This is a genomic window from Pontibacter silvestris (genome assembly GCF_020907275.1).
Taxonomy (GTDB): Bacteria; Bacteroidota; Bacteroidia; order Cytophagales; family Hymenobacteraceae; genus Pontibacter; species Pontibacter silvestris.
This window is the reverse complement of sequence record NZ_JAJJWI010000002.1, coordinates 253,598-267,659: the sequence shown is the minus strand read 5'-3', so window position 1 is coordinate 267,659 and position 14,062 is coordinate 253,598. Positions and strand designations below refer to the sequence as shown.

Annotated in this window: 13 protein-coding genes; 5 read left to right on the top strand and 8 right to left on the bottom strand. The window is 39.9% G+C overall.

Annotated elements, in window-relative coordinates:
* Positions 1-82: 82 nt before the first annotated feature.
* Positions 83-1,258, top strand: a complete 1,176-nt coding sequence (locus tag LN995_RS02865) for a galactokinase (protein WP_229958194.1) — start codon at positions 83-85, stop codon at positions 1,256-1,258.
* Between the two features lie 66 nt (positions 1,259-1,324).
* Positions 1,325-2,350 (top strand): UDP-glucose--hexose-1-phosphate uridylyltransferase, encoded by a 1,026-nt coding sequence (locus LN995_RS02860; RefSeq protein ID WP_229958192.1) that lies wholly within the window; start codon positions 1,325-1,327, stop codon positions 2,348-2,350.
* An 883-nt stretch (positions 2,351-3,233) separates the two neighbouring features.
* On the opposite strand, the gene LN995_RS02855 is transcribed toward LN995_RS02860, so the two are convergent.
* The 6 genes from LN995_RS02855 to LN995_RS02830 form a co-directional block, all read right to left on the bottom strand.
* Positions 3,234-3,635, bottom strand: coding sequence for a phage holin family protein (locus LN995_RS02855; RefSeq protein WP_229958191.1), 402 nt, complete (start codon positions 3,633-3,635; stop codon positions 3,234-3,236).
* Between the two features lie 83 nt (positions 3,636-3,718).
* The gene (gene msrA, locus LN995_RS02850) at positions 3,719-4,405 is read right to left on the bottom strand and encodes a peptide-methionine (S)-S-oxide reductase MsrA (protein ID WP_229958190.1); all 687 of its coding nucleotides are present in this window, start codon (positions 4,403-4,405) and stop codon (positions 3,719-3,721) included.
* A gap of 110 nt (positions 4,406-4,515) precedes the next feature.
* A complete protein-coding gene (locus LN995_RS02845; RefSeq protein WP_229958189.1) occupies positions 4,516-5,517 on the bottom strand; it encodes a cation diffusion facilitator family transporter in 1,002 nt (333 codons plus the stop codon).
* A gap of 306 nt (positions 5,518-5,823) precedes the next feature.
* The gene (locus LN995_RS02840) at positions 5,824-6,123 is read right to left on the bottom strand and encodes a GIY-YIG nuclease family protein (protein WP_229958188.1); all 300 of its coding nucleotides are present in this window, start codon (positions 6,121-6,123) and stop codon (positions 5,824-5,826) included.
* A 500-nt stretch (positions 6,124-6,623) separates the two neighbouring features.
* Entirely contained in the window at positions 6,624-6,824 is a 201-nt protein-coding gene (locus LN995_RS02835; protein ID WP_229958187.1) for a hypothetical protein, read from the bottom strand.
* Between the two features lie 116 nt (positions 6,825-6,940).
* The gene (locus LN995_RS02830) at positions 6,941-8,653 is read right to left on the bottom strand and encodes a T9SS type A sorting domain-containing protein (RefSeq protein WP_229958186.1); all 1,713 of its coding nucleotides are present in this window, start codon (positions 8,651-8,653) and stop codon (positions 6,941-6,943) included.
* A gap of 266 nt (positions 8,654-8,919) precedes the next feature.
* On the opposite strand from LN995_RS02830, the gene LN995_RS02825 reads away from it, so the two are divergent.
* The 3 genes from LN995_RS02825 (at position 8,920) to LN995_RS02815 (ending at position 11,873) form a co-directional block, all read left to right on the top strand.
* Positions 8,920-9,663: a pseudouridine synthase gene (locus tag LN995_RS02825; RefSeq protein ID WP_229958183.1), complete on the top strand. Its 744-nt coding sequence runs from the start codon at positions 8,920-8,922 to the stop codon at positions 9,661-9,663.
* A 120-nt stretch (positions 9,664-9,783) separates the two neighbouring features.
* Entirely contained in the window at positions 9,784-10,806 is a 1,023-nt protein-coding gene (locus LN995_RS02820) for a dipeptide epimerase (protein ID WP_229958181.1), read from the top strand.
* Positions 10,800-11,873 (top strand): aminotransferase class I/II-fold pyridoxal phosphate-dependent enzyme, encoded by a 1,074-nt coding sequence (locus LN995_RS02815; protein ID WP_229958179.1) that lies wholly within the window; start codon positions 10,800-10,802, stop codon positions 11,871-11,873. The genes LN995_RS02820 and LN995_RS02815 overlap by 7 nt, the downstream gene beginning before the upstream one ends.
* A gap of 38 nt (positions 11,874-11,911) precedes the next feature.
* Here the strand turns inward: LN995_RS02815 and LN995_RS02810 are convergent, their stop codons facing one another.
* Both LN995_RS02810 and LN995_RS02805 read right to left on the bottom strand, forming a co-directional pair.
* Positions 11,912-12,274 (bottom strand): hypothetical protein, encoded by a 363-nt coding sequence (locus LN995_RS02810; protein WP_229958177.1) that lies wholly within the window; start codon positions 12,272-12,274, stop codon positions 11,912-11,914.
* 28 nt (positions 12,275-12,302) lie between these two features.
* Complete coding sequence (locus LN995_RS02805; RefSeq protein WP_229958175.1) at positions 12,303-13,238, bottom strand: DnaJ C-terminal domain-containing protein; 936 nt, start codon at positions 13,236-13,238, stop codon at positions 12,303-12,305.
* Positions 13,239-14,062: the final 824 nt, after the last annotated feature.

The window sequence follows — 14,062 nt, the reverse complement described above, 5'->3', positions numbered from 1 at the left end:
ATGGATGTATCACTAGAAATTAAACTTAAACTATAGTCTTAAATTTTTTAACTAAAGCTTTTAAAGTTTAAACATATAAATAATGATAAACGACATTGTTTCTAAATTTAAAGAGTTATACAGTCAGGAGCCTGTTATTGTCCGTTCACCTGGGAGGGTTAATCTGATTGGGGAACATACGGATTATAATAATGGGTTTGTATTGCCAGCAGCTATCAATAAGGAAATATATTTTGCCATAGCGCCTAATGGGAGAGATACTTTTCGTGCCTTTTCATGTGACATGGGAGAAAGTGCCGAATTCAATATATCAAACATAAAACCATCTGATATAGGCTGGGCAAACTACCTGTTAGGAGTAGTGGCCCAATTACAAAAAGCAGGGCATACAGTTAGCGGGTTTGACCTTGTTTTCGGTGGTAATGTTCCCATTGGTGCCGGATTATCCTCTTCTGCAGCTGTAGAATGTGGCCTTGCCTTTGCCTTAAATCATATTTATGAGTTTGGTGTGGAGCGCTTTGACCTGGTAAAAATGGCTCAAAAGGCAGAGCATGAATACGCAGGAGTTCGTTGCGGAATAATGGACCAGTTTGCAAGTATGTTTGGCAAGAAAAACCATGCTGTAAAGCTGGATTGCCGCTCGTTAGAATACGAATACTATAACCTGGACATGGCAGACTATCGCATCGTACTCTGCGACACACAAGTAAAGCATTCACTGGCTTCGTCAGAATACAATACCCGTCGCCAGGAATGTGAGACAGGTGTTGCAGTTCTGCACAAGCACTTCCCGCAAGTAACCAGCCTGCGAGATGCAACCCTTGAAATGCTCGAAAAACATCGAAATGAATTTGATCCCGTAGTTTTCAAACGTTGTACTTATGTAGTAAGTGAAAATAATAGGGTAGAGGAAGCCTGTAAAGCGCTGGAAGCCGGTGACATGAAAACCTTTGGTGAAAAAATGTATGCCTCTCACAATGGTTTACAACACAATTATGAAGTAAGCTGCCCAGAACTTGATTTCCTGGTAGAGCAGGCAAAAAAAACAGAGGCAGTTCTTGGCGCACGTATGATGGGTGGCGGCTTCGGAGGCTGCACCATTAATATTGTAAGGCTAGACATGCTGGATGAATTTAAGAAGCAGATAGGGGAGGCTTACCAACAGAGATTTGATGTGCAGCTTAAAACTTATATTGCCGAAATAGTAGACGGCAGCAGTTTAGCAACCCAGTTGGAGCCCAACAGCATCAATTACTAATAATTTAGCAATCATTGAAAAGGGGCATATCTTTGAAAAAGGCCTCATAACATATCATCATAGAATATGAGTACATTCGATATGGCGGAACATCCGCACCGCAGATATAATCCGCTTAACGGAGAGTGGGTGCTTGTATCACCACACAGGGCTAAAAGACCGTGGCAGGGCCAGGAAGAAGATGTAAATAAGCATGAACGGCCTGAGTATGATCCATCCTGCTATTTATGTCCGACAAATGAGCGTGCAAATGGCGAGAAAAACCCTAACTACCAGTCTACCTATGTGTTTGACAATGATTTTGGTGCTTTACAGGAATCAACACCAGAAGGTACATTCAGTAAAGGTGGTTTACTGAAAGCCGAGAGTGAAAGAGGAATATGTAAAGTAATCTGTTTTTCACCACGCCACGACCTGACACTGCCTGATATGGAAATAAAAGAAATCCGTAAAGTGGTAGATCTGTGGCAGCAGGAATACGAAGAACTCGGTAAGCTTGATTTTATTAATCATGTTCAGATCTTTGAGAATAAAGGCCAAGTGATGGGATGCAGCAATCCTCACCCGCATGGACAAATTTGGGCACAAAGCTCTGTACCGGAGGGACCAGCTAAAGAAACAGAACAGCAGGAAAAGTATTACCAAGAGCACCAGCGCAGCTTATTAGCTGATTACCTGCAGCTTGAACTGGAAGAGAAAACGCGCATTATATTCGAAAATGAACATTTCGTGGTACTTGTGCCATTTTGGGCAGTATGGCCATTCGAAACAATGATCATTAGTAAACGTCACATTCAGGATATCACACAGATGACTGATGATGAAAAAGATGCTTATGCGGAAGCTATCAAGCAAATTACAATGGCGTACGATAAAGTTTTCAATGTTTCTTTCCCATATTCAGCTGGACTTCACCAGCGCCCAACGGATGGCAAGGAACATGCAGGCTGGCATTTCCATATGCATTTTTTACCGCCGTTACTGCGTTCAGCTTCGGTTAAGAAGTTTATGGTGGGCTATGAGTTACTTGGTGATCCGCAGCGAGACATTACCGCAGAAACAACCGCTGAACAATTACGAAGTCTTATATAGATCATGAAGGAGCTTTAGATTTATTTTACAAAGTGCTAGCTGAATAGTTAAATAGTCAGCTAGCACTTTTTGTTGATCGTTGGTTAAACTTTTCTAAGAGATAAAGTAAGGAATGGAGGGTAGATATTCTAAGTATTGGTCTAGCTTTTTAAATAGGAAATCAGGTAACCTAACACGCTATTTAACATAATATAAATTATAAGACATATAATATACGAATAAATCGCAATAAATATGTGTCACAAATAATATACTTTATGTTAAATAGGAGTAGCAGTTTTAATTACTAACTAAAGGCATGTTTAATCTGTTTGATTGTAAATGGACCTAGCACACTCTTAAACCAACAAAGAAACATTACTGAAAATACTAACCTGCTGTCACATGTAGACTTGATCAGGTATTAAATCAACTTTTCCAGATCAGATCATCGAAAGGCACGTCCAACACAACAATTTATAACTGCTCTTCACTATAAACATTTGTATTTTTATTAACCAGGTATAAAGCAGCGCAGGATAAGCAAATTTTAAAGATCTCGGAGAATAGCTTAATGTACTGTTCCCTCCCACTGTTTCATTTAACCATTATATAAAAACTCACGCTGATGGACTTCATGTTCCAGTTTAAAATCTGTCGGAATTTGTATCTACTCTGTTGTTTCTATTTAACATAATACTTAAGAGTAATCAGCGGGTTTTCTGCTGTTGGTAAACTTTGGGTTTTACTCCTGTTTCTTTGTTAAAAGCTCGAACAAAATAATTTAGATTTTTAAAGCCCGCCATGTAGTAAAATGGCTGAACCTCCTTCACTATAAAAAAAAGCCTGCATTACATCGAAATGTAACGCAGGCTTTTTTAAGGCTATATGCAATAAAGAAGCCTTACCTTAAGGTATACAACTGCTCCACCTTTGTTTGTTGCTCCATGGTTATATAACCTTCATCTTTAGTAGTTAACCAGCCTACAATAGCACCAGCAACAGCCAGGGCAACAGCAATAATCAAAGCAGGCAAAAAGCCATCTATCTTAAAGTTACCTACCAGCCAGTCAACAAATTTTATAATGATGGCTGTAACCACCAGGCGAACCAGAAAACTAAGCAGGAAAAAGGTAAACAGGTTCAGTGGAAAGCGAATAATAGCTCCAATGGTAGCGTTTAAAATACCAACCAGAAATGCCACCCAAAGCGCAGTCCAGAAACTCTTTATATGAACCGTTGGCAGCATATACGCCATCAGCATAAGTACCCCGGCACTAACTAATAAGTCAATAATAAAGTCCATAGTTTTATTTTTAGTGTTACATACAGTTTTCAATACCATACGCACACATTCGCTAAAATGATAGACTTTATACTATTAGTGACTTATTCTTCTTTGTTATCGCCTTTTAATTTACCCTGAAAGACGTTTTCAAACTTCTTCATTTTAGGCTTTGCCACAGACTCTATGTAAGGGTTGTTGGGGTTACGACGGTAAAAGTCCTGATGGTATTCTTCTGCTTCCCAAAACTTTGTAAATGGCTCTACCTGCGTTACAATTTTGTTTTGGTATTTACCACTAAGCTCCAGCTCGGCAATGTATTGCTCAGCCATTTTCTTTTGCTCCTGATTGTGGTAAAATATAGCTGAGCGATATTGTTCTCCTATGTCTGGTCCCTGCCTGTTCAAAGTCGTCGGGTCGTGCGTCAGGAAAAAAGCTTTAAGTAATTCCCGGTAACTCAACAGCTTTGGATCATAATAGATTTGAACTGCTTCCGCATGTCCGGTTTCTCCAGCACTTACTTCATAGTAGGTCGGATTAGCTTTGGTACCTCCTGTATACCCTGAAACAACTCGTTTTATTCCTTTAAGCCGTTCAAAATAACCTTCTGTACACCAAAAGCAACCACCAGCAAATGTTGCTTTCGCTAAACCTGTTGTATCAGTAGAGTCATAAGTCAGAAAGTTCTTTTCTCCGGTATTAGCCTGACGTTCTCCTTCAGCTTGTGTGCAGGATGCAACAAGCAGGAAAAGGGGCAGGAATATAGATAAACTACGCATTACATTCATCATAAATATGTTATGTTTTCTTCTATACTGTAAAGCAATGATTTGGCCATACCATTAGTTTAGAATTATAAAGCAAGCTCTAGATACCTGTAAAGAATAGTTTCCGTATTTAGTTAATAAACTCCATGCTTCCGGTCTGCAATAACTTTATCAAATTCCCACTCAACCCGATGGTGGAACTTATGCTGACGATTTTCACAACTTTCTTTCGTACAGATCTGGCATGATGGCTCTATACAGGGATCTGTATGAATGAACAGCTCTATACCTGGGTCTATTTTTTCTCGCACTAAGGCGGCTACTGCATCTACCTCATCATGAGCCTGCAACACAGTCAGGTACCATGGCACGGTCAGGTGGCAGTCTATATGTAAGGTAGAGCCATACTTGATTACACGCAGGTTATGAATATCAATCCAGTTTTCACGACGGTTCTCATTCAGAACCTTTACTATACGCTTCAGTAAGTCATAATCAGCTTCGTCCATAATACCGCCTACCGATGACCTGATAATACGGTAACCAGTTGTAGCAATGATAACTCCAAACATCAAGGCCACCATACTATCCAGCCAAACCAGGCCTGTCAGGTAAATCATCAGCAGTCCAACTAATATACCAGCAGTGGAATAAGCATCAGTTTTAAGATGCTTCCCTCCTGCCTTCAGTACCATATTGTTGCTTTGCGTACCTTTCGCTTCTATTAGATAACCTACACCATAATTTACGATTCCCCCGGCTAATACAAGAAGTATACCTGTATCCAGTTGCTGTAGCGGCACTGGATCAAATAGGTTGTAAGTAGATTTAAATATAATGGCTCCCCCAGCTACCATTATGAGAGAACCCTCTAGTGTGGCAGCTATAAATTCAATCTTTCCATGCCCATATGGGTGGTTTTCATCTCGCGGACGTGAGGAAACAACTAAGCTATAAAGCGAAAAAGCTCCCGCTGCCACATTTATAATTGATTCCAGCGCATCAGTAAGTATCGCATTAGAGTTGGTCAAACCAAAAGCAATAAACTTGACCAGCAACAACACAACACCCACCAGCACAACAAACATTTGCAGCCTGATATGCTCGCTTTGCTTTTTGATAAATTTGATCAACATTAAAAATTATTACCTGAACTCATTAAAACGGAAAAAGCCAGGCCACTGATGCGGCACCGGCTCAAGAAAGCACAAAGTTAGGGTTATGATAATTAAACGCCTAGTTTTTTTCCTCTAACAGAAGAAGAAGCTTAAGCATTATTTATTGAATTTATATTTAAAGTAAGGCTTACAATTAAGTTCCATAGCTTAGCTGCTATAAGTTGGGATGGTTTCAATTATGAAATCCTTGAATCAATAAATACACTAATAAATTAAGCTTAAAGGTTGCTACTACTTTTGCTTATGTAACCTGTTAGATATGTTTTACAGCATATCGCTTAAATCAAGCCAATTAGGGTTCATCGATTCGATCAGGCTAAACGCAGAATCTGCACCTCCGTCTTTTATTTGCTGCTCTCGTGTCAGGGCAATCTCTTTCTCATCGTAATGCTCATAATAAACAAGATTGTTCTTATCTGCAGTAGCATAGTTAACAGCCGGCGGGGATGACGACCTTATAGCTTGCACATATTGGTGCAAGTCATCAGCAATTCCTATTTTAACCTCTGAACGAGGTTGCCCTCCCATTATGTACACAAAGTAGTGTGATTGTTGTGCTTGCATAGTTTAACGTTTTTATGTCAAAAGCGCTTCATATACTACGTTTAAAGTAATAGATGCCTTTAAAACAATTAACGGCTTATAACTGTTCCTATTGCCCCTATGTAATACGTTATCTTCTGTTAAAAGAGTAAAAAGCACACCAATAGCGAAATAAAAAAACTAAAAAAGAAGATGTAACCTTATCAGTTTAAAACCATAAAAGTTAATAGCACAAGCAATACGACGCATGCCATTAAGTACTAAATTAGATAAACTGCTAAGCAAAGTTTACGCTCCACAAGAAAGATACGACTCCAAATATATGGGGAAAGATATCACGTACATCACCAATGAGTTCGGAGAGCCCGTTTCTTTGTTCATAGGCAAAAGACGAGACGATGGGGAAATAGCAGGAGAACGATATGCCCGACGTATAGTTAGAAAACCTGACAGCAATGAAATACTCAAAAGCCACTGGGATCTAAAGGGAAAGACTAGCAGATAAAAGCAGCGTATTAGAACTACAGTTCTTCCAGGTCAAAGTCTTTTCCTTTACCGTATTTAACCAGTTCGCTTAAGTTGTAAATGTCCAAGGTATTTAGATCCTTTACACGGTAAAGACCGTCTTCTGGCATATCTATTACCTGGAAATCAAACTCTTCTCCATAGTTCCGCAATCTATAATGTTTGCCTTTTCGCAAATTGTTAAAAGATATGGCCATCTACTCCGTTCTGTTATTTCAGTTACAAATATACGGGAGCAAAAGACATTGTTTCAATAAAACAGCAAAAGCCACTTATTAAGGTGGCTTTTGCTGTTTTATTGATCTGTTTACAACTACTTCATAAACTTACTCGACAGGTAAGAAGTACCTGATGCGGCTTTGACAACATAAATTCCTTTGGTAGCACCATCAACTGGAACTGTAACAGTTCCATAGCTATCGTTCAGGTTAAACTGACGGTTTAGTAGCACCTTGCCCCCAAGGTCAACTATCACTAATTCCATTGAATTGGCTTTCAGGTTGCTATAATTCACTTCAACAACAGAAGTAGTGGCATTAAAATAAATCCCTTCAATTTTACCAACATTTATAACCTGCTCCAAGGCTACTATTTTGGAAAGTTCAGTTGCATTATCAGTATCAATCTGGTTTAGACGGTAGTAAACTGTAGTAACAGCTATTCTCTCAAAATCTGTGTCAGTAAATGTATAAGAACGTTTTACACTGGAGTTTCCAGCTCCGGTTACTTTACCAATAACCTCCCAAGTTTTACCGTCTACAGAACGTTGGATTTCAAAGTAAGCGTTATTCTCTTCACTCGCAGTACTCCAGGTTAACTGTGCCTGGCTGTTAGCATCCTTTTTAACTGTAAAAGAAACAAGTTCCACAGGTAAAGTAGAAGTACTGTTTCTACTTACTACGTCGCTACAAGTTGCACATGTAGCGGTAAAAGTATTAGTATCAACGTATGAAGTTACCTCGCTACGGGTTGCCTTACTTGTTGTTTTAGAGTTATTCACATCAAAAACAGCGTTATTGGTGCTGGACTTGTCATAAAACACTATATAATCCTTGGAAGATTTAGCAAAGGTACCTTGGTTTATAGTTGTTCCTGTAAAGTAAAAGCTACCAATTCCGGATACTGTTCCATCATTAGTAAAATCAACACCCTGAATTAAAGAAGAACCACCCATGCTAATCGTGCCATTATTTTGCAACCCTGATTCTTCTATTAAAATTAGAGCATTGTTAATGATGGCACCTCCGTTAATAAAGCCTTTTTTAGAAATAAAAGTACAATTATTAGTCAGGCTCATGCTGCTGTTCATATTTATAAATCCTGCTGCAGTAAAAACTCCACTGTTTTCTATAGCACCATTCAGGTTTATATTGTAATTACTGTTACTGGCATTCATGTAAGCAGTATTCACTAGTTTTGTACCGCTGTCAGTGGTTAAATCTGCTAAGAACTCTACTGTACCGTCATTCACCATTCCAGATCTATTCTGCAACTTAAGGCTTTGTGTAAAAGTCATGGTGGCTCCTAAACCATTGTAAAAAGTGGTTTGGCCGTTCATATTAAAAGAATACTCAAAGCTCATCTTGCCGTAATTGTTTATAACCAAACCTGAATTAGTATTAAAATTCTGAGGTATATAAGTAGTACCGCAGTTATTAATTTCACCAGCTGGGTTACTAATAGAACCTGGCTTAAAGGTAGCATCGGCATCAATATAAATTTTTGATCCTTTTGGCAAACTATTTATATTACCAGTAAAATTACCTTTGAAAAGATAAACATCAGAACTATTAATGTTGTATGAGCCATTGCCTCCGTTAACAACAAAAGCATTGCTTGGGTAAGTTGGGCATTCAGCTTTAGCAGCAAAAGCAGAAATCATTAATAAAGCCAGAAGGCATATATAGACTAACGCTACAGTAGCTTTCGAAAAACCAACATCTGCTTTACCTTTTAAAGAAAGTATTATAGTAATGACTCTTGAAAAGCTATGTTTGTTCAGACTGCTGTAATAAACTTTCATCATTAACACTGTTATATTTGGTAGACGGTTTTACCAACCACATGCCAATGTCACAAAACGCCTTCAGGAGCATTTAAAGTCGGTTTTTTATATTTCCTACCCTCTTATATTCCCAATATGGGATAAGCATTTCTAGTATTAGGAAAGGTAAATACTTGAACTATTTTTATTACAGATGTAATAATATACGAAAAGCATATACTAGTTTCTCCCGATTTCAAAATGCTGTGGAGAATCAGTATCATTGTCTAATCAACTAAACTTTTATTGTGCTAGATATTATTTTTGAAGATGAGCACTATGTAGCCATCAATAAACCGAATGGTTTACTGGTGCATCGCACCCGAATTGCGGAAGAGAAGAAAGAGTTTGCCTTACAGATGCTGCGTGATCAGTTAGGCTATCACCTGTTTACAGTACATCGACTGGATAGAGGCACATCTGGTGTTCTGCTTTTTGCAAAAAGTCCGGAAGCAGCAACACCCTTAGTAAAGACTTTTGAGGATAAGGAAGTGGCAAAAACCTACTTTGCAATTGTTCGTGGTTATACAGCTGAGGCTGAAACAATAGATAACCCGATAAAGCCAGATAAAGATCATCAGCACAAAGCCCCACAAGATGCAGTTACACACTACTCCAGGTTGGCTACAGTAGAACTGCCCATTCCGGTTGGCAGGTACAATTCCGCGCGCTACAGCCTTGTCAGGGTTAAACCAGAAACCGGGCGTATGCACCAGATCAGGAAACACTTTGCCCACATCAGGCACTACATTATAGGCGATAAGAGGCATGGTGACTGGAGACACAACAAAATGTTTCTGGAAGAACTGAACAGCCCCAGCCTTTTATTACATGCAGCAGAACTGAATTGTATACATCCCTTTACTGGTGTCCAATTAAGGATTAAAGCGCAGCTGCCCGGAAACTTTCTGCGTTTGTGCTTTCAATTCGGATGGCATAATAAACTGGCTGAACAAGATGCCTTACCACAGCCTTTACCGATACGTAGCTAACACACTTTTTAGCATAAAGATAATTTTTAAGACTAATATGAGATAAAGTTATCAATGTTTTGGCAGATCTCAGATTAAAGTAATATTTTCAGTCTTGAATATAAAACCACTCCGTAAAACATGAAATTAACTATCTGTTCATTTAACCTACCACTCAAACATACTTTTACCATCTCCTACGATTCCCGTGACGTACAGGAAACACTTATTGTAGAGTTGGAGCAAAACGGCTACAAAGGCTATGGTGAAGCAACCAGCAATCCCTATTACCGCTTCACTATAGAGAGTATGACCAATGCCCTGGAAAGCATTAGAGAACAAATTGAATCGACAGATCTTACCAGTCCCGAGCAGTTCTGGTCTAAGATGCAGCCTCTGCTACCTAATAACCCTTTTGCTTTATGCGCATTGGATATGGCAGCCAATGATTTGTTTGGCAAGATGAACGGAAAGCCACTGTATCAGCTATGGGGGCTTAAAACAGATAAGATGCCCCTAACGGATTATACTATTGGCATTGACACCATTGAAAACATGGTAAAAAAACTGAAGGAGTGCCCTTGGCCTCTCTATAAGATTAAATTAGGTACTCCGGAGGATGTGGCTATTGTACAAGAGCTTCGCAAACATACAGACGCAGTATTTAGAGTAGATGCTAACTGCGCCTGGGGTGTAGCCGAAACAATTGAAAACTCAAAGCAACTGAAGCCTTTGGGTGTGGAATTTATAGAGCAGCCTATGGCAGCTGACAATATGGAAGGGATGAAGGAGGTTTATCAGCATTCCGCACTTCCACTTATAGCAGATGAAAGCTGTATTACAGAAGCAGATGTGGCTAAATGCCACCACCACTTTCATGGAGTTAACGTGAAGCTGGTTAAATGCGGAGGCCTGACGCCAGCCCGACGAATGATTGCCGAAGCTAAAGAGTTAGGCATGAAAGTAATGGTAGGCTGTATGACGGAATCCACTGTAGGGATATCAGCTATCGCACAACTGTTACCTATGCTGGACTATGTGGATATGGACGGCCCTTTATTGATAAGTAAGGATATTGCTACCGGTATAACCATCGACTTTGGAAAAGTGAACTACAGTACTACAGTTAACGGAACCGGCGCCACTCTCATTGCCTCATGTTAGTACTCAATAATATTCATACTGATGAGCTGCCGGGGCGAACACTGTCAGTTGAGGGTGTGGAGTATTTGTTTTGCAGTGGCACCTCGTACTTAGGTATAGCACGAAACGAGCAATTTAAGCAGCACTTGTTTGAAGGTTTTCACCGCTACGGCACAAACTACTCCAGTTCCAGAAACTCAAATCTGCATTTGCGGGTGTTTGATGAAGCAGAAGCCTACCTGGCTGCTTATTCCGGTGCCGAGGCAGCACTAACAATGTCCTCTGGTTTTCTGGCCGGACAAACACTAGTGCGAGTATTGCAGGCAAGCGGCCACTTTATTTATGCCCCCGGTACTCACCCTGCTATGTGGTTAAATGAAACCAGTACCACGGTAACCTTAGACTATGATAAATGGGTGAAACAACTGATTGTTGAAGCGCCAACATTGCCAGCGGAACATATTATTATAGTATGCAACTCTCTGGACCCGCTAAGAGCTAGGAATTACCATTTTAGTTGGATAGATGCTTTGCCAGAAAATAAACAGATTACGCTGATTATTGACGACTCACATGGTTTTGGTGTGACTGGTGCTAACGGAGCCGGCATCTTCAGTCAGCTAAGCGACAAATTAACAGACAATGTGAGACTGATAGTGGCAACATCATTCGGTAAAGCTTTTGGTATACCGGCTGGTATAATCTTGGGTGATAAAGAACTCATTTCACAGCTAAGGTTAAGCTCTAACTTTGGGGGAGCTTCTCCCGCTATTCCAGCTTATCTTTATGCCTTTCTCCATTCTGAGATGGTGTTTAAAGAAGCCAGAGAGAAGCTATTAGCTAATATTACTTTTTTCAGGCAACAACTCTCCTGCCCTGCTCTATTCAACTGCATTGAAAATTTTCCTGTTTTCTACACACAACATGAGAGCTTATGCCCTTACTTGCTGGAGAACCAGGTGCTGATTTCAAGTTTCCGGTATCCTACTCCAACTGATGATGCCATTACGAGAGTTATCTTAAACAGCCTGCATACCAAAGAAGATTTACAGCGCTTAACTGAGTTGCTTAATAAGTTTCAAGCATAAAAAGGAAGCAGCAAGCTCTTAAGCTTGCTGCTTCCTTTTTATGCCTTTTCTTGCTGCAGTATCCGCTTTACCATTTCTACCTGAATGTGAGCGACAAAATCATTACTAGAATCGGAGTTAAGCACCATCAGCAGGTACGCCATGGGCGATAAGCGCCAATCCTGCACTACCTCCCCTTCCTGTGACCGATATACTACTTTAAAATTCTCCCGTAGCGGCAGGTGCATGTTATTGCAAACCTGCGTAGCCCTTTTTAAAGCCTGGCTCAGTTCATCCATTGTTCTGCAGCCTTTTTGATTGAGTAAATCACTTGCATAAAAAGTGAGATTACGATCTGCAAGACTATTGACGAACTCATCAAGCTGCCGGTAAGTCTTAGTAGTTTCAATTGTCAGTAACATAGCTAACAGTCTTTAAATTTAAATGAACCTACACTTGAGCTGTTTTTACCTGATGCATTTCCCGCAGCTTATGTAATAGCCCTTTTTCCTCATCAGTTAAATTAATTGGCAACACAACTGAAATAGTTACATAAAGATCCCCGTACTGATCTGGTTTACCATACACAGGCATTCCTTTTCGTTTTAAACGTAATGTTTTACCGTTTTGTGTTCCTGCCGGTATTTTTAATTTCAACTGTCCACTAAGGGTATTAACCTGAGTATCACCACCAAGTATAGCCGTAAACATATCAACGGACAAGGAGGCATATAAGTCATCGCCTTTACGCTCCAGATTTGGATAAGGCTGTACCAGCACCTTAATATAAAGGTCTCCATTTACGCCGCCTCCCATTGCAGGAGCACCTTTTCCTTTTATTCGAAGCGTTTGCCCATTGGCAACACCTGGCTTAGTGGTTATGCGCAGTTGTTGGTTGTTCACTGATATCAATCGGGAAGTTCCGGTATAGGCTTCTAGCAAGGTAATCTGCATTTCTGTCTCGTAGTCCTGGCCCCTCGCTGCCCGTGCGCCACCATTTCCCTGGCCAAAACCAGCAGCACTGCCAAAGAACTGCTTAAAGAAATCAGAAAAACCTCCTCCGAACATGTCGTTAGGGTCACCCTGGAAATGCCCCTCAAAGCCTCCTCCTGGCTGCCCGTAATACTGTCCGCCGCCAAACCCATTTCCACCTTGCTGAAACTGTCGCCAATTTGCACCCAACTGGTCATACTGTTTCCGCTTAGTTTCGTCTCCTAACACCTCATAGGCTTCGCTTATATCTTTGAACTTATCTTCTGCATCGGCATTACCTTTGTTTTTGTCAGGATGATATTTTTTAGCCAAGGCACGATAAGCTTTTTTTATATCTGCCTGCGAAGCAGATTTATCTATACCGAGTATTTTATAATAGTCCTTGTAATCCATATCGCTTTATTTTTGAGCTGAATAAATTTCAACCATATTCACAAAATCAGTAAACGCCTTTCAAATTAAGTTGTTAACTAAAACAAAAGCATCAGAAGCTTTCTTTAAAAGTTATACATTCACTAATGATAATACTACAAAAATCATGCAAACCAAAGTGGCATTTGGTTTAAACAAGCTACTTATAAGGGATTTAAAGCAAGGGTATGCTTAAGCGTTTACTACTTTAAATAACAAACCATAATACAATAGCAGCTACAGATTCATGAATATGTAGGCATTTTAAAGAAGCCAAACGGAACTTTACTATTTCACCTCTCCCTTATCATCCTATCCCAAGACGAGCTCCAAGCACAACCCGTGGCTGTGCTGTTGGTTTAAGTTTATATTAATTGACAACAGGTAAAAGAAGCCCAAATGACTGGTGCTTATAATGAAATGAGTGAACACTCCTATAGCACCTATACTGGTGGCACCGAAGAACAGCGCCAGACGCGGACCTGCTTCGCACCAAAATGGAAGCGCAAGGATTCAAGGTGTTAACTAATGAATGGTGGCATTTCGATTACAAGAACTGGCATTTATATGATATCGTGGATATTCCATTTTCAGAGATATGATGAAGCTTACTTGAAGTTAAAAAGAAAACCAATGCTTTTAAAGTGTTACTTAAAAATATACATTTGATTCAATTTCAATGCAAAAGCTCCCATCTGGCATACAATCAATTCGCTCATATACAACCCTCCAGGTTATCTACGCTTTAACTTCTATATATTAAAAGTGGGAATCCTAACACCTATCCTGTACATTTGACCTTGTGC

Coding starts and splice junctions, on each gene's coding strand:
- LN995_RS02865 (WP_229958194.1), top strand. CDS start 83: ATGATAAACGACATTGTTTCTAAATTTAAAGAGTTATACAGTCAGGAG.
- LN995_RS02860 (WP_229958192.1), top strand. CDS start 1,325: ATGAGTACATTCGATATGGCGGAACATCCGCACCGCAGATATAATCCG.
- LN995_RS02855 (WP_229958191.1), bottom strand. CDS start 3,635: ATGGACTTTATTATTGACTTATTAGTTAGTGCCGGGGTACTTATGCTG.
- msrA (WP_229958190.1), bottom strand. CDS start 4,405: ATGATGAATGTAATGCGTAGTTTATCTATATTCCTGCCCCTTTTCCTG.
- LN995_RS02845 (WP_229958189.1), bottom strand. CDS start 5,517: ATGTTGATCAAATTTATCAAAAAGCAAAGCGAGCATATCAGGCTGCAA.
- LN995_RS02840 (WP_229958188.1), bottom strand. CDS start 6,123: ATGCAAGCACAACAATCACACTACTTTGTGTACATAATGGGAGGGCAA.
- LN995_RS02835 (WP_229958187.1), bottom strand. CDS start 6,824: ATGGCCATATCTTTTAACAATTTGCGAAAAGGCAAACATTATAGATTG.
- LN995_RS02830 (WP_229958186.1), bottom strand. CDS start 8,653: ATGATGAAAGTTTATTACAGCAGTCTGAACAAACATAGCTTTTCAAGA.
- LN995_RS02820 (WP_229958181.1), top strand. CDS start 9,784: ATGAAATTAACTATCTGTTCATTTAACCTACCACTCAAACATACTTTT.
- LN995_RS02815 (WP_229958179.1), top strand. CDS start 10,800: ATGTTAGTACTCAATAATATTCATACTGATGAGCTGCCGGGGCGAACA.
- LN995_RS02810 (WP_229958177.1), bottom strand. CDS start 12,274: ATGTTACTGACAATTGAAACTACTAAGACTTACCGGCAGCTTGATGAG.
- LN995_RS02805 (WP_229958175.1), bottom strand. CDS start 13,238: ATGGATTACAAGGACTATTATAAAATACTCGGTATAGATAAATCTGCT.